General features: G+C 44.2%; 11 protein-coding genes. 1 reads left to right on the top strand and 10 read right to left on the bottom strand.

The features are described from left to right. Positions 1–49: 49 nt before the first annotated feature. The 10 genes from ilvC to K6V26_RS16565 all read right to left on the bottom strand — a co-directional run bounded on the left by ilvC (position 50) and on the right by K6V26_RS16565 (position 14601). Entirely contained in the window at positions 50–1096 is a 1047-nt protein-coding gene (ilvC, locus tag K6V26_RS16520; protein WP_007654491.1) for a ketol-acid reductoisomerase, read from the bottom strand. Between the two features lie 41 nt (positions 1097–1137). Further along, complete coding sequence (locus K6V26_RS16525; protein ID WP_128133935.1) at positions 1138–1869, bottom strand: acyl-[acyl-carrier-protein] thioesterase; 732 nt, start codon at positions 1867–1869, stop codon at positions 1138–1140. Positions 1870–1905: 36 nt separating this feature from the next. Further along, positions 1906–2460, bottom strand: coding sequence for an acetolactate synthase small subunit (gene ilvN, locus K6V26_RS16530; RefSeq protein ID WP_007654494.1), 555 nt, complete (start codon positions 2458–2460; stop codon positions 1906–1908). Positions 2461–2472: 12 nt separating this feature from the next. Then, the gene (gene ilvB / locus K6V26_RS16535; protein ID WP_010802210.1) at positions 2473–4173 is read right to left on the bottom strand and encodes a biosynthetic-type acetolactate synthase large subunit; all 1701 of its coding nucleotides are present in this window, start codon (positions 4171–4173) and stop codon (positions 2473–2475) included. A 26-nt stretch (positions 4174–4199) separates the two neighbouring features. Continuing rightward, entirely contained in the window at positions 4200–6032 is a 1833-nt protein-coding gene (ilvD, locus tag K6V26_RS16540; protein WP_224265851.1) for a dihydroxy-acid dehydratase, read from the bottom strand. A 373-nt stretch (positions 6033–6405) separates the two neighbouring features. Further along, positions 6406–7869: an alpha-L-fucosidase gene (locus K6V26_RS16545; RefSeq protein WP_224263338.1), complete on the bottom strand. Its 1464-nt coding sequence runs from the start codon at positions 7867–7869 to the stop codon at positions 6406–6408. A gap of 72 nt (positions 7870–7941) precedes the next feature. Further along, complete coding sequence (locus tag K6V26_RS16550; RefSeq protein ID WP_224263339.1) at positions 7942–9384, bottom strand: RagB/SusD family nutrient uptake outer membrane protein; 1443 nt, start codon at positions 9382–9384, stop codon at positions 7942–7944. A 5-nt stretch (positions 9385–9389) separates the two neighbouring features. Further along, positions 9390–12692 carry a SusC/RagA family TonB-linked outer membrane protein gene (locus K6V26_RS16555; RefSeq protein WP_224263340.1) on the bottom strand — a complete coding sequence of 1101 codons (3303 nt, stop codon included), beginning with the start codon at positions 12690–12692 and terminating at the stop codon, positions 9390–9392. Between the two features lie 158 nt (positions 12693–12850). Continuing rightward, positions 12851–13846: a FecR family protein gene (locus K6V26_RS16560; RefSeq protein ID WP_122327232.1), complete on the bottom strand. Its 996-nt coding sequence runs from the start codon at positions 13844–13846 to the stop codon at positions 12851–12853. 197 nt (positions 13847–14043) lie between these two features. Continuing rightward, positions 14044–14601, bottom strand: coding sequence for an RNA polymerase sigma-70 factor (locus K6V26_RS16565; RefSeq protein WP_224263341.1), 558 nt, complete (start codon positions 14599–14601; stop codon positions 14044–14046). Between the two features lie 129 nt (positions 14602–14730). Between K6V26_RS16565 and K6V26_RS16570 the strand changes: the two genes are divergently transcribed. After that, on the top strand, positions 14731–16458 hold the full coding sequence (locus tag K6V26_RS16570) for an ATP-binding protein (protein WP_010802151.1): 1728 nt from the start codon (positions 14731–14733) through the stop codon (positions 16456–16458). Positions 16459–16550: the final 92 nt, after the last annotated feature.

Raw genomic sequence — 16550 nt, forward strand, 5'->3', positions numbered from 1 at the left:
TGCCGTTTTTATATCACAAAATGTTTAACTATTAATGTATCACCATTTATTAGTTGTTTTCAGGACGAAGTTTACGAACAACAGCACCTGCACGCCACATTTCACTTTCGCGAAGAGCAGCCAGTTCTTTTTCCAGACCTTCACGATAGTCAGGCTTGCTGTTTGTGTCAATAGAACGCTGTGCTTCGTTACCGCAGGCAACTTCGCTATACAACTTCTGGAACACCGGTTTTGTAGCATCGTGGAACGGGCCCATCCAGTCCAAAGCACCACGCTGTGCAGTTGTTGAACAGTTTGCATACATCCAGTCCATACCGTTTTCTGCGAACAACGGCATCAATGACTGAGTCAGTTCTTCTACTGTTTCATTGAATGCTTCAGAAGGTTCGTGACCGTTTTCACGCAAAGTTTCGTACTGAGCCAACAGTAATCCCTGGATAGCTCCCATCAAAGTACCACGTTCGCCGGTCAGGTCAGAATAAACTTCTTTCTTGAATGTTGTTTCAAACAAGTAACCAGAACCAACACCGATACCCAGTGCAATCACGCGATCCCATGCTTTGCCTGTTGCATCCTGGAAGATTGCGTAGCTTGAGTTCAGACCACGACCCTGCAAGAACATACGGCGCAGTGAAGTACCTGAACCTTTCGGAGCAACCAGGATTACGTCTACATCAGCAGGAGGGATGATGTTTGTACGTTCTTTGTAAGTGATACCGAATCCGTGAGAGAAATACAAAGCCTTACCCGGAGTCAGGTATTTTTTGATGCGCGGCCAAACTTCAATCTGAGCAGCATCTGAAAGCAGATATTGGATGATAGTTGCTTTTTCGCATGCTTCTTCGATATCGAACAGTGTTTCGCCCGGTACCCAACCGTCAGCAACGGCCTTTTCCCAGGTCTTACCACCTTTACGTTGTCCTACAATTACGTTAAAACCGTTGTCGCGCAGGTTCAAGCTCTGGCCAGGACCTTGTACGCCGTAACCTATTACAGCGATTGTTTCGTCTTTCAATACTTCTCTTGCCTTTTCCAACGGAAATTCTTCGCGGGTTACTACGTTTTCGTCAACGCCGCCAAAATTCATTACTGCCATTTTCTTTTTACTATTAAAATGTATATAAAATAATTTGTTTTTCAGATCCAGGTAACGGCGGCGCGGCTGATAGCTTTGCCGTCGTGACAAATGGACATGTTGTATTTGTCCGGGGATATCTCCTGGTTATGGAGAGTCAGCTCCATCCCATACTTTCCTTCGGACTGATAAGCTATTTCAAAACGGCTTATCTCTTTTTCTCGGAACAGGCTGATATCGAACAAGTCGAGCAGGTGTTCCATGTATTTGATACTGTTCAGGTGGCCGTTTACGTCCAGGTCACTGTACTTCACACGATAAGGTTCGCCGGAAGTGTTGTTTTCCACCGGAGCAATTTTACCCGGTTTTTCAATCGGACAGGGACGGTCGGTGATATAAGCACTCAGGCCCTCCACATCGAGCAAGGTCGGGCGGCGGGTTTCCATATCGATAGCCGCCCAGATAGAGCGGGCAAAGCCAAAGGTCTTGCCTTCACCGTTCACCAGTTCGAAGCAACGGCTGGTAAACAACTTACCGACCTCATCCACCCAGGTATATAAAGTTACGGATTCAGACATGGCAGGGTAAGAAGTCATCTCGATAGCCAGACGGGAAAGAACCCAGGCGGTATGCCTTTCGGTCATATCGTTATATCCGAATCCACGGTCGGCGGCATGGCAAGAAGCTGCATGCAACAAATATGTGCCGATCATAGGGATTGTGATACGTCCCCGGAAGTCCATCAGATAAGACTCTGTTACGAAATGAAATTCTCCTACTTTATTCTTCTCCATAATTTATTTTATTTACAAAATGTTTCCTTGTTGTTCTCAGACATGTTTTTCCTGCAACTTCTTTTCCATTGCAGATAACATGTCGCTCAGACGTTCTACCTTACTCTTCGTTATGGCAATGCGTCCGGAACGGATAAATTGCAGGACACCGATCGTCTCACTCAATTCTTTAAACAAAGCCTGTGTCTCATCATAATGACCACTCTTTTCCAACACCACACAATCCTCATTCATTTCAAGGATACGGGCATTGTACTTACGGATCAGATCCTCAACCGTCCCCATCTTGATAAAGAGTTCGGTACTCAGTTTATAAAGAGCAATTTCCTGGTAAACCAGGTCTTCATCCGTATTATAATAGGCTTTCAGGATATCCACACGCTTGTCGATCTGTTTTACGACCTTGTCGATCGTATCCTCGTCGGCAAAGGTAGTAATTGTAAACTTATGTATTCCCTTTATAGCAGAGGGAGAAACAGAAAGCGTCTCAATGTTCAGTTGCCGGCGCGTAAAGATAACAGTTATCTGATTCAGAAGACCAACAGTGTTTTCCGAAAAGATAATAACGGTATATAATTGTTTTGTATTCATAGTTTCTCCTCCTTACTTATCACCCAAAATCATGTTTGTCACGCTTCCTCCGGCCGGAACCATCGGATATACCATACCACAAGTTTCCACATTGGCAACCAACATATAGGCACCATCGTGATTCAACATTTCAGCAATCGCCTCATCCAAGTCTTCCCGTTTATCTACCGCACGGGAAGCAATACCAAAAGCCTTGGCTATCGCTACAAAATCCGGATTCTTCATGATGGTATTCGAATACCGTTCGTTGAAGAACAGCTCCTGCCACTGGCGTACCATTCCCAGGAAATTGTTGTTAAGAACGATGATCTTTACATTCAGATTTTCCTGCATGATAGTTCCCAACTCCTGGATAGTCATCTGGATACCACCGTCGCCGGTAAAGAAACAAACCGTACGGTCAGGAGCTCCCAGCTTCGCTCCAATGGCGGCGGGAAGGCCAAAGCCCATCGTCCCCAGACCTCCTGAAGTAACTACGCTGCGTGTTTGTTTATATTTGAAATAGCGAACACCCATCATCTGATTCTGACCAACATCCGTAACCAGAATCGCATCATTATCGGTTGCTTCGGAAACCTTACGGACTACTTCGCCCATTTTCAGTTGGCCTTCGGTAGGATAGAGTTCTTTTTCTATTACCTTATTATATTCCTCTTTTTCATCCGGTTCGAATTCAGCATTCCATTCCGGACGCTTCCGTTCTTCCAGTAAAGCCGTAATCATCGGAATCGTATGCTTGGCATTTCCCAGCACTTTCACGTCGACCGGCACATTCTTTCCGATCTCCGAATTGTCGATATCCAGGTGGATAATCTTTGCCTGCTTGGCATAAGTCTTCAGATCACCGGTTACGCGGTCATCGAAACGCATACCGATAGCAATCAGCACGTCACATTCGTTTGTCTTGCGGTTCGGTCCGACATTTCCATGCATCCCCAACATACCTTTATTTAATGGGAAGTCCGAAGGTAATGCAGACAAGCCTAATACGGTAGAACCGGCTGGTATATCGTTTTTCAACAAGAATTCTTTCAGTTCTTCTTCAGCTCCTCCCAGGATAACACCCTGCCCAACCAGACAGAAAGGCTTTTTGGCATTATTTATCAATGAAGCAGCCGCCTCGATACGCTCCTCCCTGATATCCGGTTCTGGCTGGTAACTACGAACATAATCCACTTTCTGATACTCATAATCTACCAAACCCACCTGTGCATCTTTCGCCAAATCCAGTACCACTGGTCCCGGGCGACCGGTCGATGCGATATAGAAAGCACGGGAAACGGCCCACGCAATTTCTTCCGGGCGGCGTATCTGGTAAGCCCATTTGGTAATCGGTTGTGTGATACCGATCACATCGACTTCCTGAAAAGCATCTGTTCCAAGCAGCGGAGACGGAACCTGGCCGGCAATCACCACCATCGGTGTACTGTCCATCAGCGCATCGGCAATACCAGTGATGGTATTGGTTGCCCCGGGACCCGAAGTAACCACCGTTACTCCCACTTTTCCGGAAACACGGGCATATCCCTGTGCAGCATGTGTTGCACCTTGTTCGTGGCGCACCAGAATATGTTTTAACTGATCTCTGTAATCGTATAAACTATCGTAAATTGGTATCGCCTGCCCACCCGGATAACCGAAGATAGTATCTACTCCTTCAGCGATCAGCGCTTTCAGCAAAGCTTCCGAACCGGTTATCTTTTGTTTGTCCATCTCTAAAATATAGTATTTGGTGTTTATTAATCTTCTACTATTCGTACACCGCCCTTATCGGCCGAAGCAACCATCTTTGCGTATGCTTTCAGTGCTTTCGATACCGTACGTTGGCGGAAAGGAGGTGTAAAGGCTTTTGTTCCGCGGGCTTCTTCCGCTTCACGGCGTTTGGCCAGTTCTTCGTCTGTCACCTTTACATGTATGGTTCTTTCGGGAATATTAATTTCGATAATATCGCCGTCTTTCACTAAGCCAATCGCTCCGCCGGCAGCCGCTTCGGGAGAAATATGTCCGATTGACAAACCCGATGTTCCACCGCTGAAGCGTCCGTCTGTGATTAGCGCACATTCTTTACCCAGGTGTTTACTCTTTATATAAGAGGTAGGATACAACATTTCCTGCATACCCGGACCACCCTTAGGACCTTCATAGGTGATAACGACGACATCGCCGGAGACGACTTTATCTTTCAGGATACCTTCGCAAGCGGCATCCTGCGAATCGAATACTTTGGCAGGACCGGCAAAACGGAAGATACTTTCGTCTACCCCGGCTGTTTTAACCACACAACCGTCCTGTGCGATATTTCCATACAGAACTGCCAGACCGCCGTCTTTCACATAAGCATGTTCCACATCACGGATACATCCGGTTGCACGGTCGGTATCCAGTTCTTTATAATAACTTTCCTGCGATCCGAGCACCAGGTTGAAACGGTGGGCCGGAGCACTTTTATAAATATTGATTGCTTCTTCCGTTACATTTACAGAGGTAATGCAGTATTGGTCGATAGCCTCATTCAAAGTCAGCCCATCCGCACGGTTCACGGAACCGTCCACCAGACCGGCTTTTACCAGCTCATTCATAATACCGATGATACCTCCGGCACGGTTCACATCTTCCACATGATAAGAACAACTCGGAGCCACTTTACAGATAACCGGTGTTTTGCGTGAAAGCATATCGATGTCTTTCATTGTAAAATCGACTTCCGCTTCATGAGCCACAGCCAACAGGTGAAGGACTGTATTCGTCGATCCCCCCATGGCAATATCCAGCGACATAGCATTCAGAAAGGCCTGCCGGGTGGCAATACTGCGAGGCAATACGGAATCATCGCCGTCACGATAATATTTAAAGGCATTATCAACAATCATCTTCGCGGCTTTTTTGAACAGGCGGGTACGGTTGGCATGTGTTGCAACAACTGTTCCGTTGCCGGGAAGAGCCAATCCAATCGCTTCGTTCAGACAGTTCATAGAGTTAGCCGTGAACATACCAGAACAGCAACCGCAGGTCGGGCAAGCGGAACGTTCCACCTTTTCCACTTGTTCGTCGCTGATAGAATCGTCAGCCGCTTCAATCATGGCGTCGATCAAATCGAGTGCACGTCCGTCCAGATTACCGGCTTCCATCGGACCGCCGGACACAAAGATTGTCGGAATATTCAGACGCATACTGGCCATCAGCATACCCGGAGTAATCTTGTCGCAGTTACTGATACAAACCATAGCATCCGCCTTATGCGCATTCACCATATATTCCACACTGTCAGCAATGATGTCGCGGGAAGGCAGAGAATAAAGCATTCCGTCGTGTCCCATAGCAATACCGTCATCAATAGCAATCGTATTAAATTCAGCGGCAAAGCAACCGAGCTTTTCGATTTCCGCTTTTACCTGCTGTCCGATCTCGTGTAGATGCACATGGCCCGGTACAAACTGGGTAAATGAATTCACAATGGCAATGATCGGTTTACCGAACTGTTCTTCTTTCATGCCGTTGGCACGCCATAATGCACGGGCTCCGGCCATACGTCTGCCTTCTGTGCTATAGGAGCTTCTTAACGGATTCTTCATCATATCTGTTTTTATCTTTTAGTCAATAAAAAAGCCCTTCTCTATATGGAGAAAGGCTTAAGAAATATCTTTTACGACTTCACAACTTCTTACACACCTTTCTCCTTACCTACTAATGACTAGAAGGACCACCACGAGAATAATATGTAATACATTGTTCATCATCTTTTCTTATCGTCTTTATTTTGTTTGACGCTGCAAATGTAGAATAATAATTTGTACGAGCAAAGGATTTAAAAGAAAAATCTTACTTTTTCTTTCATTTATCAATAAAAGAGGGCGGTTCATCTTGCATTTTAACAGAGAACCTGCCCTCAATCAATTGAATTCTTATTTCTGAGCCTCCATTCGCTTCATATTCGATAATTTCCGGTCATTCATCTTTACTGATGCGATTGTTCAATTCTTTCAACAAAGCATACGATTTCGGAGAAATCGTTCCATCCTGATAAATCCGGACATTAATCATCGGAAGATTTTTCCGTTTGTTAGATTCTTTCACTACCTGTGTCAATTCGTCAATAGAAAGGACCGGATCACCGATAATGGAATCTTTATAAATGTGCGTCCAGTCACCCGGCTCCAATGTTCCGGAGAAAGTTGCCTGTAAACCATCCTGAGGGCCACCGTGAAACAACCCGTCCCCATCCAACGGAAGAGAAGGATCGTTAACACCAGCACTGGCCAAAGACAAACCCAGTTCGCCTGCATAATAATCCTGAAAGTCCGTCAGTTTCGGCAATATCCAGGAATTAAAACAAATCGCCAACTCCTTATTTCCACTTTTGGCGGCTTTAGCAATCTTTTCAAACGAAGCGCCGTTAGGATAATAACCGATACCGTCATCCATCCACAAACCGGCCAGACGATTTCCATACCGCTGGCTAATCTCTCCCACTATCTTTTCCACATTTGTAAACAAATCTCCTGCATTATCACGTGTATAATGCTGCTTGTCCCACCATTCTTTATCTCCATGACCGACATGGTAATACAGAATCAGACGAATGCCGTATTTACCCAACGCATCAGATAAATCAGCCACTAAATCTCTCTTTGTGGTACGCCCCGGCAAAATAGAATCGATTGCCTGTATCGGAGCCGGGAAATAATATTCCGCCCACGACGTTGTAAAAAATATCAACTTCCCGCCACATTCGTAAACAGTTCGTGCAAAGCGGTCCACATCAAAGTTATTGACCGCATCCTCATAGGCTAACGGCTCTCCTGACTGAGGCATACTCTTTGAATTCCAGTGGAAGAAAAAGCCATAAGGCAAATCCGCCATCCAGGATGTATTACTGCGAAGTGATGTAGCTTCCGCCCGCAACTGCTCATAAGTCTCCGGCCGGGTGACTTCCAACGAGTACAGATACACATTAAAATCATCCTGCTTACCGGGTTTGCCAATCTTTAAAGATAAAACGGAAGTCCCCTGATTAAAATGTAAAGGACGGGGGAACCGGCAACGCTGCCATCCGGTTGTATTTATCCGGCAAATAACACTGTCCGTTCCATTGGATAATACCAACTCCGTTTCTTCCCCATCTCCCATCCGGTTGACAGAAACGATCATTTCAGCCATGTAGTCTTCACCGTCCGTATTGACTTTCCAGGATATTGACTGCTCGGGAGTTTTCCAGTTCTCCGCCCAGAATGCTTTATAAGGTTCTTCCGGATAAAGTTGTTTCACACCATTATTCAGTTCTCCACGAAAAGGAATCAACCGGTTTATGTTCGCCGAATCCAGGTTTAATGCCGTCGGATCAACCGGATTACTGCAAGCGGCCAGACACATAACAAACAAAGACAAAAAATAAATATATTGCTTTTTCATTCGTATTTTACGGATATAGGAAGGGCCAATCCAATAATAACTCAGACCGGCCCTTCATGTATTCTACATTAATTATCTGTAATCCGGATTCTGAGGTATGTTGTTATTCAGAATTTCGGTATCAGGAATCAACCAAGTATTGTTGTAAGCACCGATAGGGACATTCAATCTGCTGCCACGCGCTTTCTGTACCTTATCGAATGTCTGGGTACGTTTCAAATCGTACCAGGCAAAACCCTCTTCATACAATTCATGCTGACGTTCCAGCAGAACGGCTTCACGGAACTGGTCCTGAGAAAGTCCGCTCAAGTCAGGCACGTTTGTCGGGTCGTTCTGGTCGACACGGGCACGTTTTCGGATAGCATTGATATATTGATAAGCACCGGCCGGTCCGTTTATCTCATTTTCAGCTTCGGCGGCAATCAGATACATTTCAGCCAAACGAATCAATTGAGTCTGCCAGGTCAAAATATTGGTATTAGATGCTGGCAACTCCTGTTCCAGATACTCTTCATTGATATACTTATTATAATATGTACGCGCGATGACTTTATTTCCTTTCGCATTTACATATTCAGGTTTAATTCCCCATTCTTTACGCATATCACCTTTATCGAAGCTGGCGATAAAAGCATCTGTCGGAAGATACAAGGCTGTCTGGCTGCCAATCGGTGAAGATTCATTATGCATACCGCTATAGCTATCGGGAGCGGAAAACAACTGAGCCCAGATAGTTTCAGCCGTATAACGTTCCGTCTTAAAGACTTTATCGAAGGTAGGCATCAAAGAATACTGACCGCTGTTGATTACTTCAAGCGCTTTCTCTTTGGCTTTCGCATAATTTTCTTTCTGATTCATCGGGAAGCCGGCAGAAGTCAGATAGATACGTGCCATAATCGCTTTTACGACCCATTTATTTACACGTCCCATATCCTGCGCTTCTTCCGGAAGTTTTTGTTCCGCATCCAGAATATCGTCAAAAATAAACTGATAGATATCAGCCTGCGGCGTACGGTCTATTGCCACGTCGGCATCACTGGTCACGACTTTATCCCGCAAAGGGACATCTCCAAAGAACTGGACCAATGTAAAATAAGACCAGGCACGCAAACATTTCGCCTCACCGATAATACGATTCTTGGTTTCGGCAGTAAAATCCTTATCTTCTATCGACTCCAATATCATATTCGCATTCTTTATCGTACTGTATGGGCCGGACCAGGCATTTCTAAAAGCATAAAAACCATATCCCGGATTATTTGCCCAGATATCCCCGACCTGTTCAGCCGATTCAGGCTTATCATTATAGTCGGCAAAAACTTCCGTCAGATTCAGATTTTGTCCCTGAGGATATAACCCTTTCAAAGCTCCGTCAAAATCTTCCACCGTTTGATAGAAGGAAGAGGGAGAAATAAACGTTTTCGGGTCTTCTTCCAGCCAATCGGAGCAAGAAACAGACAGAATAACCGGTACAGCCAGCAATATATTTTTAATCAGTGTTTTCATTCTTTTCATACGTATTAAAATTTAACCTGTAAACCCAAAGTAAATGATTTCGCAGACGGGTAAACCCCTCTGTCCCATCCGTTCACGGCAGAAGACGTCCAGGATGCTTCCGGGTCATAATGAGAATAGCTTGTAATCGTAATCAGATTCTGTCCGCTCAGATAAACCGAGATATTAGGTTTACGGGAACCCGCGAACCATTGAGACGGCAACGTATAAGCCAGTTTGATATCTTTGAATCGCAGATACGAACCGTTTTCCACCCAAACCGAACTCGGGTCACCGAAGGCCAGATAATCCTTGGTCGCAACAGAAGCACGTGCATATTTGGCATTCGGATTTTCAGGAGTCCAATGGTTTTCCCAAACATCTTTGCGGATATTCCATGTGCCACCGATATTAGTGATACTTTTATTAAATTCATTAACGATATCACCACCAACACTACCTATTAACAGGAATGATAACTCGAAGTTATTCCAATTGATAATATTCGTCAGACCGAAAGTAAACTTAGGCTGCGTATTTGCAATAATCGTTTTATCACCTGTTGTAATACCAGCTTTCCCGTCCGTGTCTTTATACCGGTAATCACCTGCTTTCTTGGTTGCTTCGCCGTTCAAACGAGCTTCTTCATCCGTCTGATAAATACCTTCTATTTCGTAGCCATACAATTGGAACGGAGCTTTACCGACAAACAGAGGGAACCAGTTTCCGCCACCGATAGGAGCATCTATCCGCTGAATCTTATTTCCATACACATCCGAACCCAAATCTTTCACGATTGATCTATTGGATGTAATATTCAAATTAGTCGTCCAGTTCACTTTTCCTTTCATATTGATTGTATTGATAGATATTTCAAAACCTTTATTATCAATACGTCCTAAGTTTCTCAGCATAGAAGAATATCCGGAAGACGGGGGAAGAGTCGCATTATACAGCAAGTCACGCGTTTGTTTCCAATAATAGTCAAAACCGATATTCAGGCGGTTGGAAAAGAATCCAAAGTCGACACCTATATCCGTTTGTGTAGTTGTTTCCCATTTCAAGTCGTCGTTTGCCATGGAGGATAAACCGAAACCAATATCTTTTCCATCACCGAAAATAGGACCGGAAGTTCCCAGACGGGCGAAAGTCTGATACGGGCTAATAGATTGATTACCGGTCTGTCCGATACTGGCACGCAGTTTCAGATTGCTCAGCCAATCAATATCTTGCATAAAATTCTCTTCCGACAAACGCCAGGCCAATGCGGCGGAAGGGAAGAAAGCGAATTTATGGTTCTTACTGAATTTAGACGAACCGTCATATCGTGCGGTGACAGTCAACAGATATCTTTCCATCAGGTTATAATTGGCACGTCCCAGGAAAGAAGCCATCCGGTAATCGCTGTAACCGGAAGACGGAGTTCCGGGTGTAGAGGCTACTCCCAAATTATTCGTTTCATAGACATCGCGCAGAAATCCTGTACCTGAGCCGCCCAAATCATTATACTGATAGGTCTGGAAAGTAACACCACCCATCAGGTTCAATGCATGATTCTTATTGAACCGCTTGTCGTAGGTCAAAATATTCTCATTAATAATAGTATAATAATTAGATTTTGACTTAGACGCATCACCATCCAATTTACCTCCGGCAGACAAACCAATCGGAATGTACCGATCGGAACTACCCGCATTGACTTCAGCACCGGCATTCACCCGGAAAGTCAATCCGTCGATAATCTCATAGATAAGCGACATATTCGCCAGTAAGCGGGAATTAACGGTTTTATTCTTATACAATTCAGCCATACCGACAGGGTTTGTTCCTCCCCAGGGAGTTCCCGAGAAATTGGTGTACTTGCCATCGGCATCTCTTATTTCCTGTATCGGAGCCATGACCATTGCCGTATAAGCAATCGCTCCCCAGCCATCCGCATTACTGTTCGCTGTATTCTGAGTTCCGTATGAATAAGCGATACTGGCATTCAACGACAAATTTCTCGCCAGCTTCTGGTCGCCATTGATACGCAATGCAAAACGGTTATAATCAGAACCTTTGATAATACCTTCCTGGTTCATATAGTTCAGAGAGGAGTACAACTTCGTTTTATCCGTACCGCCCGAGACAGACACCTGATGACTATGCGTCAAGGCAGTCTGATAAGCCAGGTCCTGCCAGTCATTGTTCGGCAGCATAGCTGCTTGCTCCGGTGTGATGGCAATACCGTTCCCGTCATTCTGGGAAACTTCATTTACCATGGCGATATAATCATCTTTTCCCAGTAAATCCAGTTTCTTTCTTAAAGAAGAAACACCGACATATCCATTATATTCAAGGACCGTATCGCCGGTACGTCCTCTTTTCGTCGTAATCATAACGACACCGTTCGCACCACGTGAACCGTAGATAGCCGTAGAAGATGCATCTTTCAATACTTCCATCGACAGAATGTCTTCCGGGTTAATATCCGAATTCATCTTTTCTACCGGCATACCGTCAATGACATAAAGCGGTTCGTTACCACCTGCCAGGGAGTTACTTCCACGGACACGAATCATCATCGATTCACCCGGCTGACCGGTTCTGGCATTAACCTGCACACCGGCTATTTGCCCCTGCAACGCACGGTCGGCACTGGTTATACCCACCTGGCTCACGTCCTTCATCTGCACGGAACCGACAGCTCCCGTCAAGTCGCTCTTCTTTACCGTACCATAACCGATAACCACAACCTCATCCAAGGCTTCGGAATCCTCGCGAAGTGAAACATTAACGACATCTCCGCTTCCGACCTTTACTTCCTGGGTGTTGTAACCGATATAAGATATCTGCAACACACCACCTTCCGGGACTTCCAGACTATACCGTCCGTTCATATCCGTAACTGTCCCGTTCGTTGTTCCCTTTACGACTACATTCGCACCAATAACGGGCTCACCGGTTTCATCCTTCACAACTCCTGATATCTTTTTCGTTGAAGAAACAGTACGGGCTTGCTTGTTGATAATAATATGTCCGTTACTGAACGTTATCGAACAACCGGAACCTTCCAGCAACTGTTCCATAACCTCTTTTACATTACTGTTCTTCGGTAACTTTGTCAGGACGCGGGAATCGTTCACTTCCTGCGTATTATAATCGACAAACAGTTTGGTCTGTTGCTCGATTTGTTTGAAGGCTGTCTTCAGTGTTACATTGCTTCCGGTCAGGCGCACTTGTTGATGTTGCGCATAAGAAAATAAACTGATGGAAGATAAAGCTGTAATAAACAACAGCCTGGATACACTTTTTCCGTTATTTATACGTATTAGATTAGTTAATTTCATATATTTGTACATTTGAAAATTGAATATTAATAAAACCATGACGATTTACTCGTCAATCCAAAGATGTTCAAGATTCGATTTCGAATTCCGGAAAGAGGGATTTTCGCACTTTCTGTCTTTCCGGTTTTCTTTTGTTCATATTTGTTTACTCCTATATTTTAGTTTATAAATACCACCTTTCCTTTTATTTTATAATGTATACCAATCAGTTGTTGCAGAATGTTCAGCACATCTTCCAGCTTTTCATCCGGCGAGAATTTGACATTATAATATTCTCCCGCAAACTTTTGGGAATTATAATGAATCGTCACATTGAACTTACGTTCCAAAGAGGCCATCAGACGGCTGAAAGATGTATTTTCAAATATCAGATAGCCGTTTCTTTCCATATTATATAAGGAAGCGTCGATAGAATGGACCATCACGGTATGTTCTGAATGCGAATAAACCAACTGTTGGTCAGGCTTTAGCACAGTCGGCTGAATGTCTTCATTCCTAACAGATACCAGTACACTTCCTTCCTCCAATGTTGCCATGGAACAGGAGTCGCCCGGATAAGCCTCCACGGTAAAGACAGTACCCAACGCCTGGACATCAAGGTAAGTCGTCTTCACAATAAAGGGTTGCTCCGGATTCTTACGGACAGAGAAGGATGCTTGCCCGGTCAGGTAAACCGTTCGTGTATCAGTATCGGTAAAATCTTTCGGATAAACCAACAGCGTACCGGCATCTACCCACACCTTCGAACCGTCAGGCAATACCACCTGCTCACTTTCTCCGTAAGGGACGAATACCTGTGCCATTTCCACATGACGGACCGGTTTAAAACGGTCGGTTGCCCAATAGGTCGTTCCGGCAGTCATCATCATCAAGACAATAACGGCCGCATATTTCAACCACTGGCGATAGAATGGCACCGAACGTTCACGAACGGGGAGCACGGAAAGATGCCTTTGCAAAGCCTTCCAATCACTATGGGTAGAATCCGTCACCTCCGGCTGAGATTTCTTCCACAAATCCTGCAACATTTCTTCTTTCTCAGCTTTTGCATCGTCCGCCCTCAACCAACGTCCAAACAAGATACGTCCATATCGGGAAAAGTGCTTTCCGAAGTAGAGCTGCATGAGTTGTTTTATCTTGTTGTTCTCTTCCATAAAATATCCGTCTTTATATGGATGTAGGTTTATCACAACAATACACACAATCTAAAATCAACTTTTTTTGAAAATAGTTTGATTCCGGTACTAACGGGTGCTATCGTTGAATGTGTTTCATACTAATGAAACAGTTGTTTCTATATGATGGAACACTTGTTTCATTAAGATGAAACACTTTTGGGGAACGGCAGTGCTCAGCCCAAACTGGTAAACAAAAAAAGATAAAGAACCTTACGAAGAATGGACAAGGCAGCAGTCAAATGGTTTTCGACTGTACGTTTACTAATATTCAGACGCGTTGCGATTTCGTCGTTAGACAAACCTTGCTCACGGCTCATCTTATAAATTAGCTTTCGTTGAGGAGACATTTGTTCGACAGTCCGGTTGATAAGGTTTTGCAATTCACGTGCAAACATCGCTTCCTCTTCCGATTGGGAGATGGAGGCCTCCAGTAAAAACTCATTGGTATACTTTTCTGAAACGGCAAGACGGTCGAAATAATCATAAACGGTAAAGCGCGCCATCTGAAAGAGATAGGAGGAAAAAGAACGGACGTCTCTCAGTTTTTCCCGGTCTTTCCATATGGAAAGAAACAAATCCTGGGATATATCACGACTGATTTCCTTGTCGTGCGTCAGGCCGACAAGGAAATATACCAACCTAGGTTGGTAGTCGAAAAAAAGCTGTTCAAAAGCTTTTATGTTTCCTCTTGCGATCTCCCTCAAGATATGTTGCTCCTCTGGTAATTCCATAACTAGTGCGAAGTAACAAAAAATATCAGAAATAAAATTATTTACTTTGATAAATTCATAGAAAACACGGGAACATAAACTACCTTTGTCTTATCTCGTAAGCATAAATAAAAAACAGGAGTAATTATTATGGAAGTTGCAAAAAGAATCCCTTACGGCATTTCCAATTTTGTGGAAGTGGTGGAGCAGAACCAGTATTATGTGGATAAGACGATGTATTTGCCTATGCTGGAAGAGCAACCCAGTAATTTGTTTTTCATCCGGCCCCGGCGTTTTGGCAAGAGCATCTTTCTGAGTATGCTCCGGGCCTATTATGATATTGCTCAAAAAGAGAAGTTTCAAAAACGTTTCGGCAATCTGTGGATAGGAGAGCATCCCACCCCTTTACAAGGAACATTTCAAGTACTTTATTTGGATTTCTCACGTGCCAGTGGCGGCAGTGGTTCACTATCAGAGAACTTTGACCGGTATTGCAGTATGGTGATGGATATGTTCGGCATGTCTTACGAGTCTTATTATTATCCGGGGTTTGCCAATGAAATGAAAGCATTGCCCGATTTTGTCAGCAAACTGAACTATTTGAATCTTCATGCACCCGAAACCGGGGCGCATCTCTATCTTATTATCGACGAATATGATAACTTCACCAATATAATACTCAATGAGCAAGGTAATGACGTTTACCATGCTCTCACACATGCCAGCGGGTTCTATCGCGAGATTTTCAAGAAATTTAAAGGAATGTTCGAACGTATCTTCATGACCGGCGTCAGCCCTGTTACGTTAGACGATCTTACCAGCGGATTTAATATCGGCTGGAACATCAGCACCGAACATCAATTCAATATGATGCTAGGATTCAGTGAAGTAGACGTACGCTCTATGTTCCAGTATTATAAGGATGCAGGACAACTGTCGGATGATGCAGATATAGAGGCTATGATTACGGAGATGAAACCGTGGTATGACAATTATTGTTTTGCAAAAGAAAGCCTGAAAAGTGACCCGAAGATGTTCAATTGCGACATGGTACTCTACTATCTCCGCAATTACATAACCTTGAAAAAATCTCCCGAACAGATGATAGACCCCAATACCCGTACGGATTATAACAAAATGAAGAAACTCATCCAGCTGGACCGTCTGGACGGTGACCGAAAAGGGGTACTGCGTAAAATCACTGATGAAGGACAAATCGTTACTAATCTGGCAATCACTTTTCCTGCAACAGAGATTGCCAATCCGGAAATCTTCCCCAGTCTGCTTTTTTATTATGGTATGCTGACTATTACCGATACCCGCGGGGGGCGTGTGGTATTAAGTATCCCCAACAACAATGTGCGCAAGCAATATTACGAATTCCTGTTAGAGGAATACCAAAATAAACGATATATCAATTTGAACCAGTTGACAGATTTGTTCGATGATATGGCCTACGACGGCCATTGGCGCGAATCTCTGGAATTTATAGCCCATGCCTACAAAGAAAACTCGTCGGTTCGCAGTGCTATTGAAGGCGAACGCAATATCCAGGGATTTTTCACGGCTTATCTCAGTGTAAATGCCTACTATCTGACAGCCCCGGAGATGGAGTTGAACCATGGTTATTGCGACCTGTTCCTGATGCCCGATTTGTTGCGCTATGAAGTGAAACACAGTTATATACTTGAATTGAAATATCTTTCAGCAAAAGATTCCGGGGAAAAAGCTAAAGTTCAGTGGGAAGAAGCTGTTGAACAGATAAAACAATATGCCGCTGCACCAAAGGTACGTCAGTTGATACAGGACACAAAATTACATTGTATCATAATGCAGTTCCGTGGTTGTGAGTTGGAACGCATGGAGGAAGTCTTATAATCCGATCGTGTTCTTTTGTCATTCTGCTTCACCTATCAATTTTTCTGTTTATCTTTGACCCCGATCAATAGACTAAAACAAAGATAACTGAC

Source organism: Parabacteroides goldsteinii (genome assembly GCF_020091425.1).
Classification (GTDB): domain Bacteria; phylum Bacteroidota; class Bacteroidia; order Bacteroidales; family Tannerellaceae; genus Parabacteroides; species Parabacteroides goldsteinii.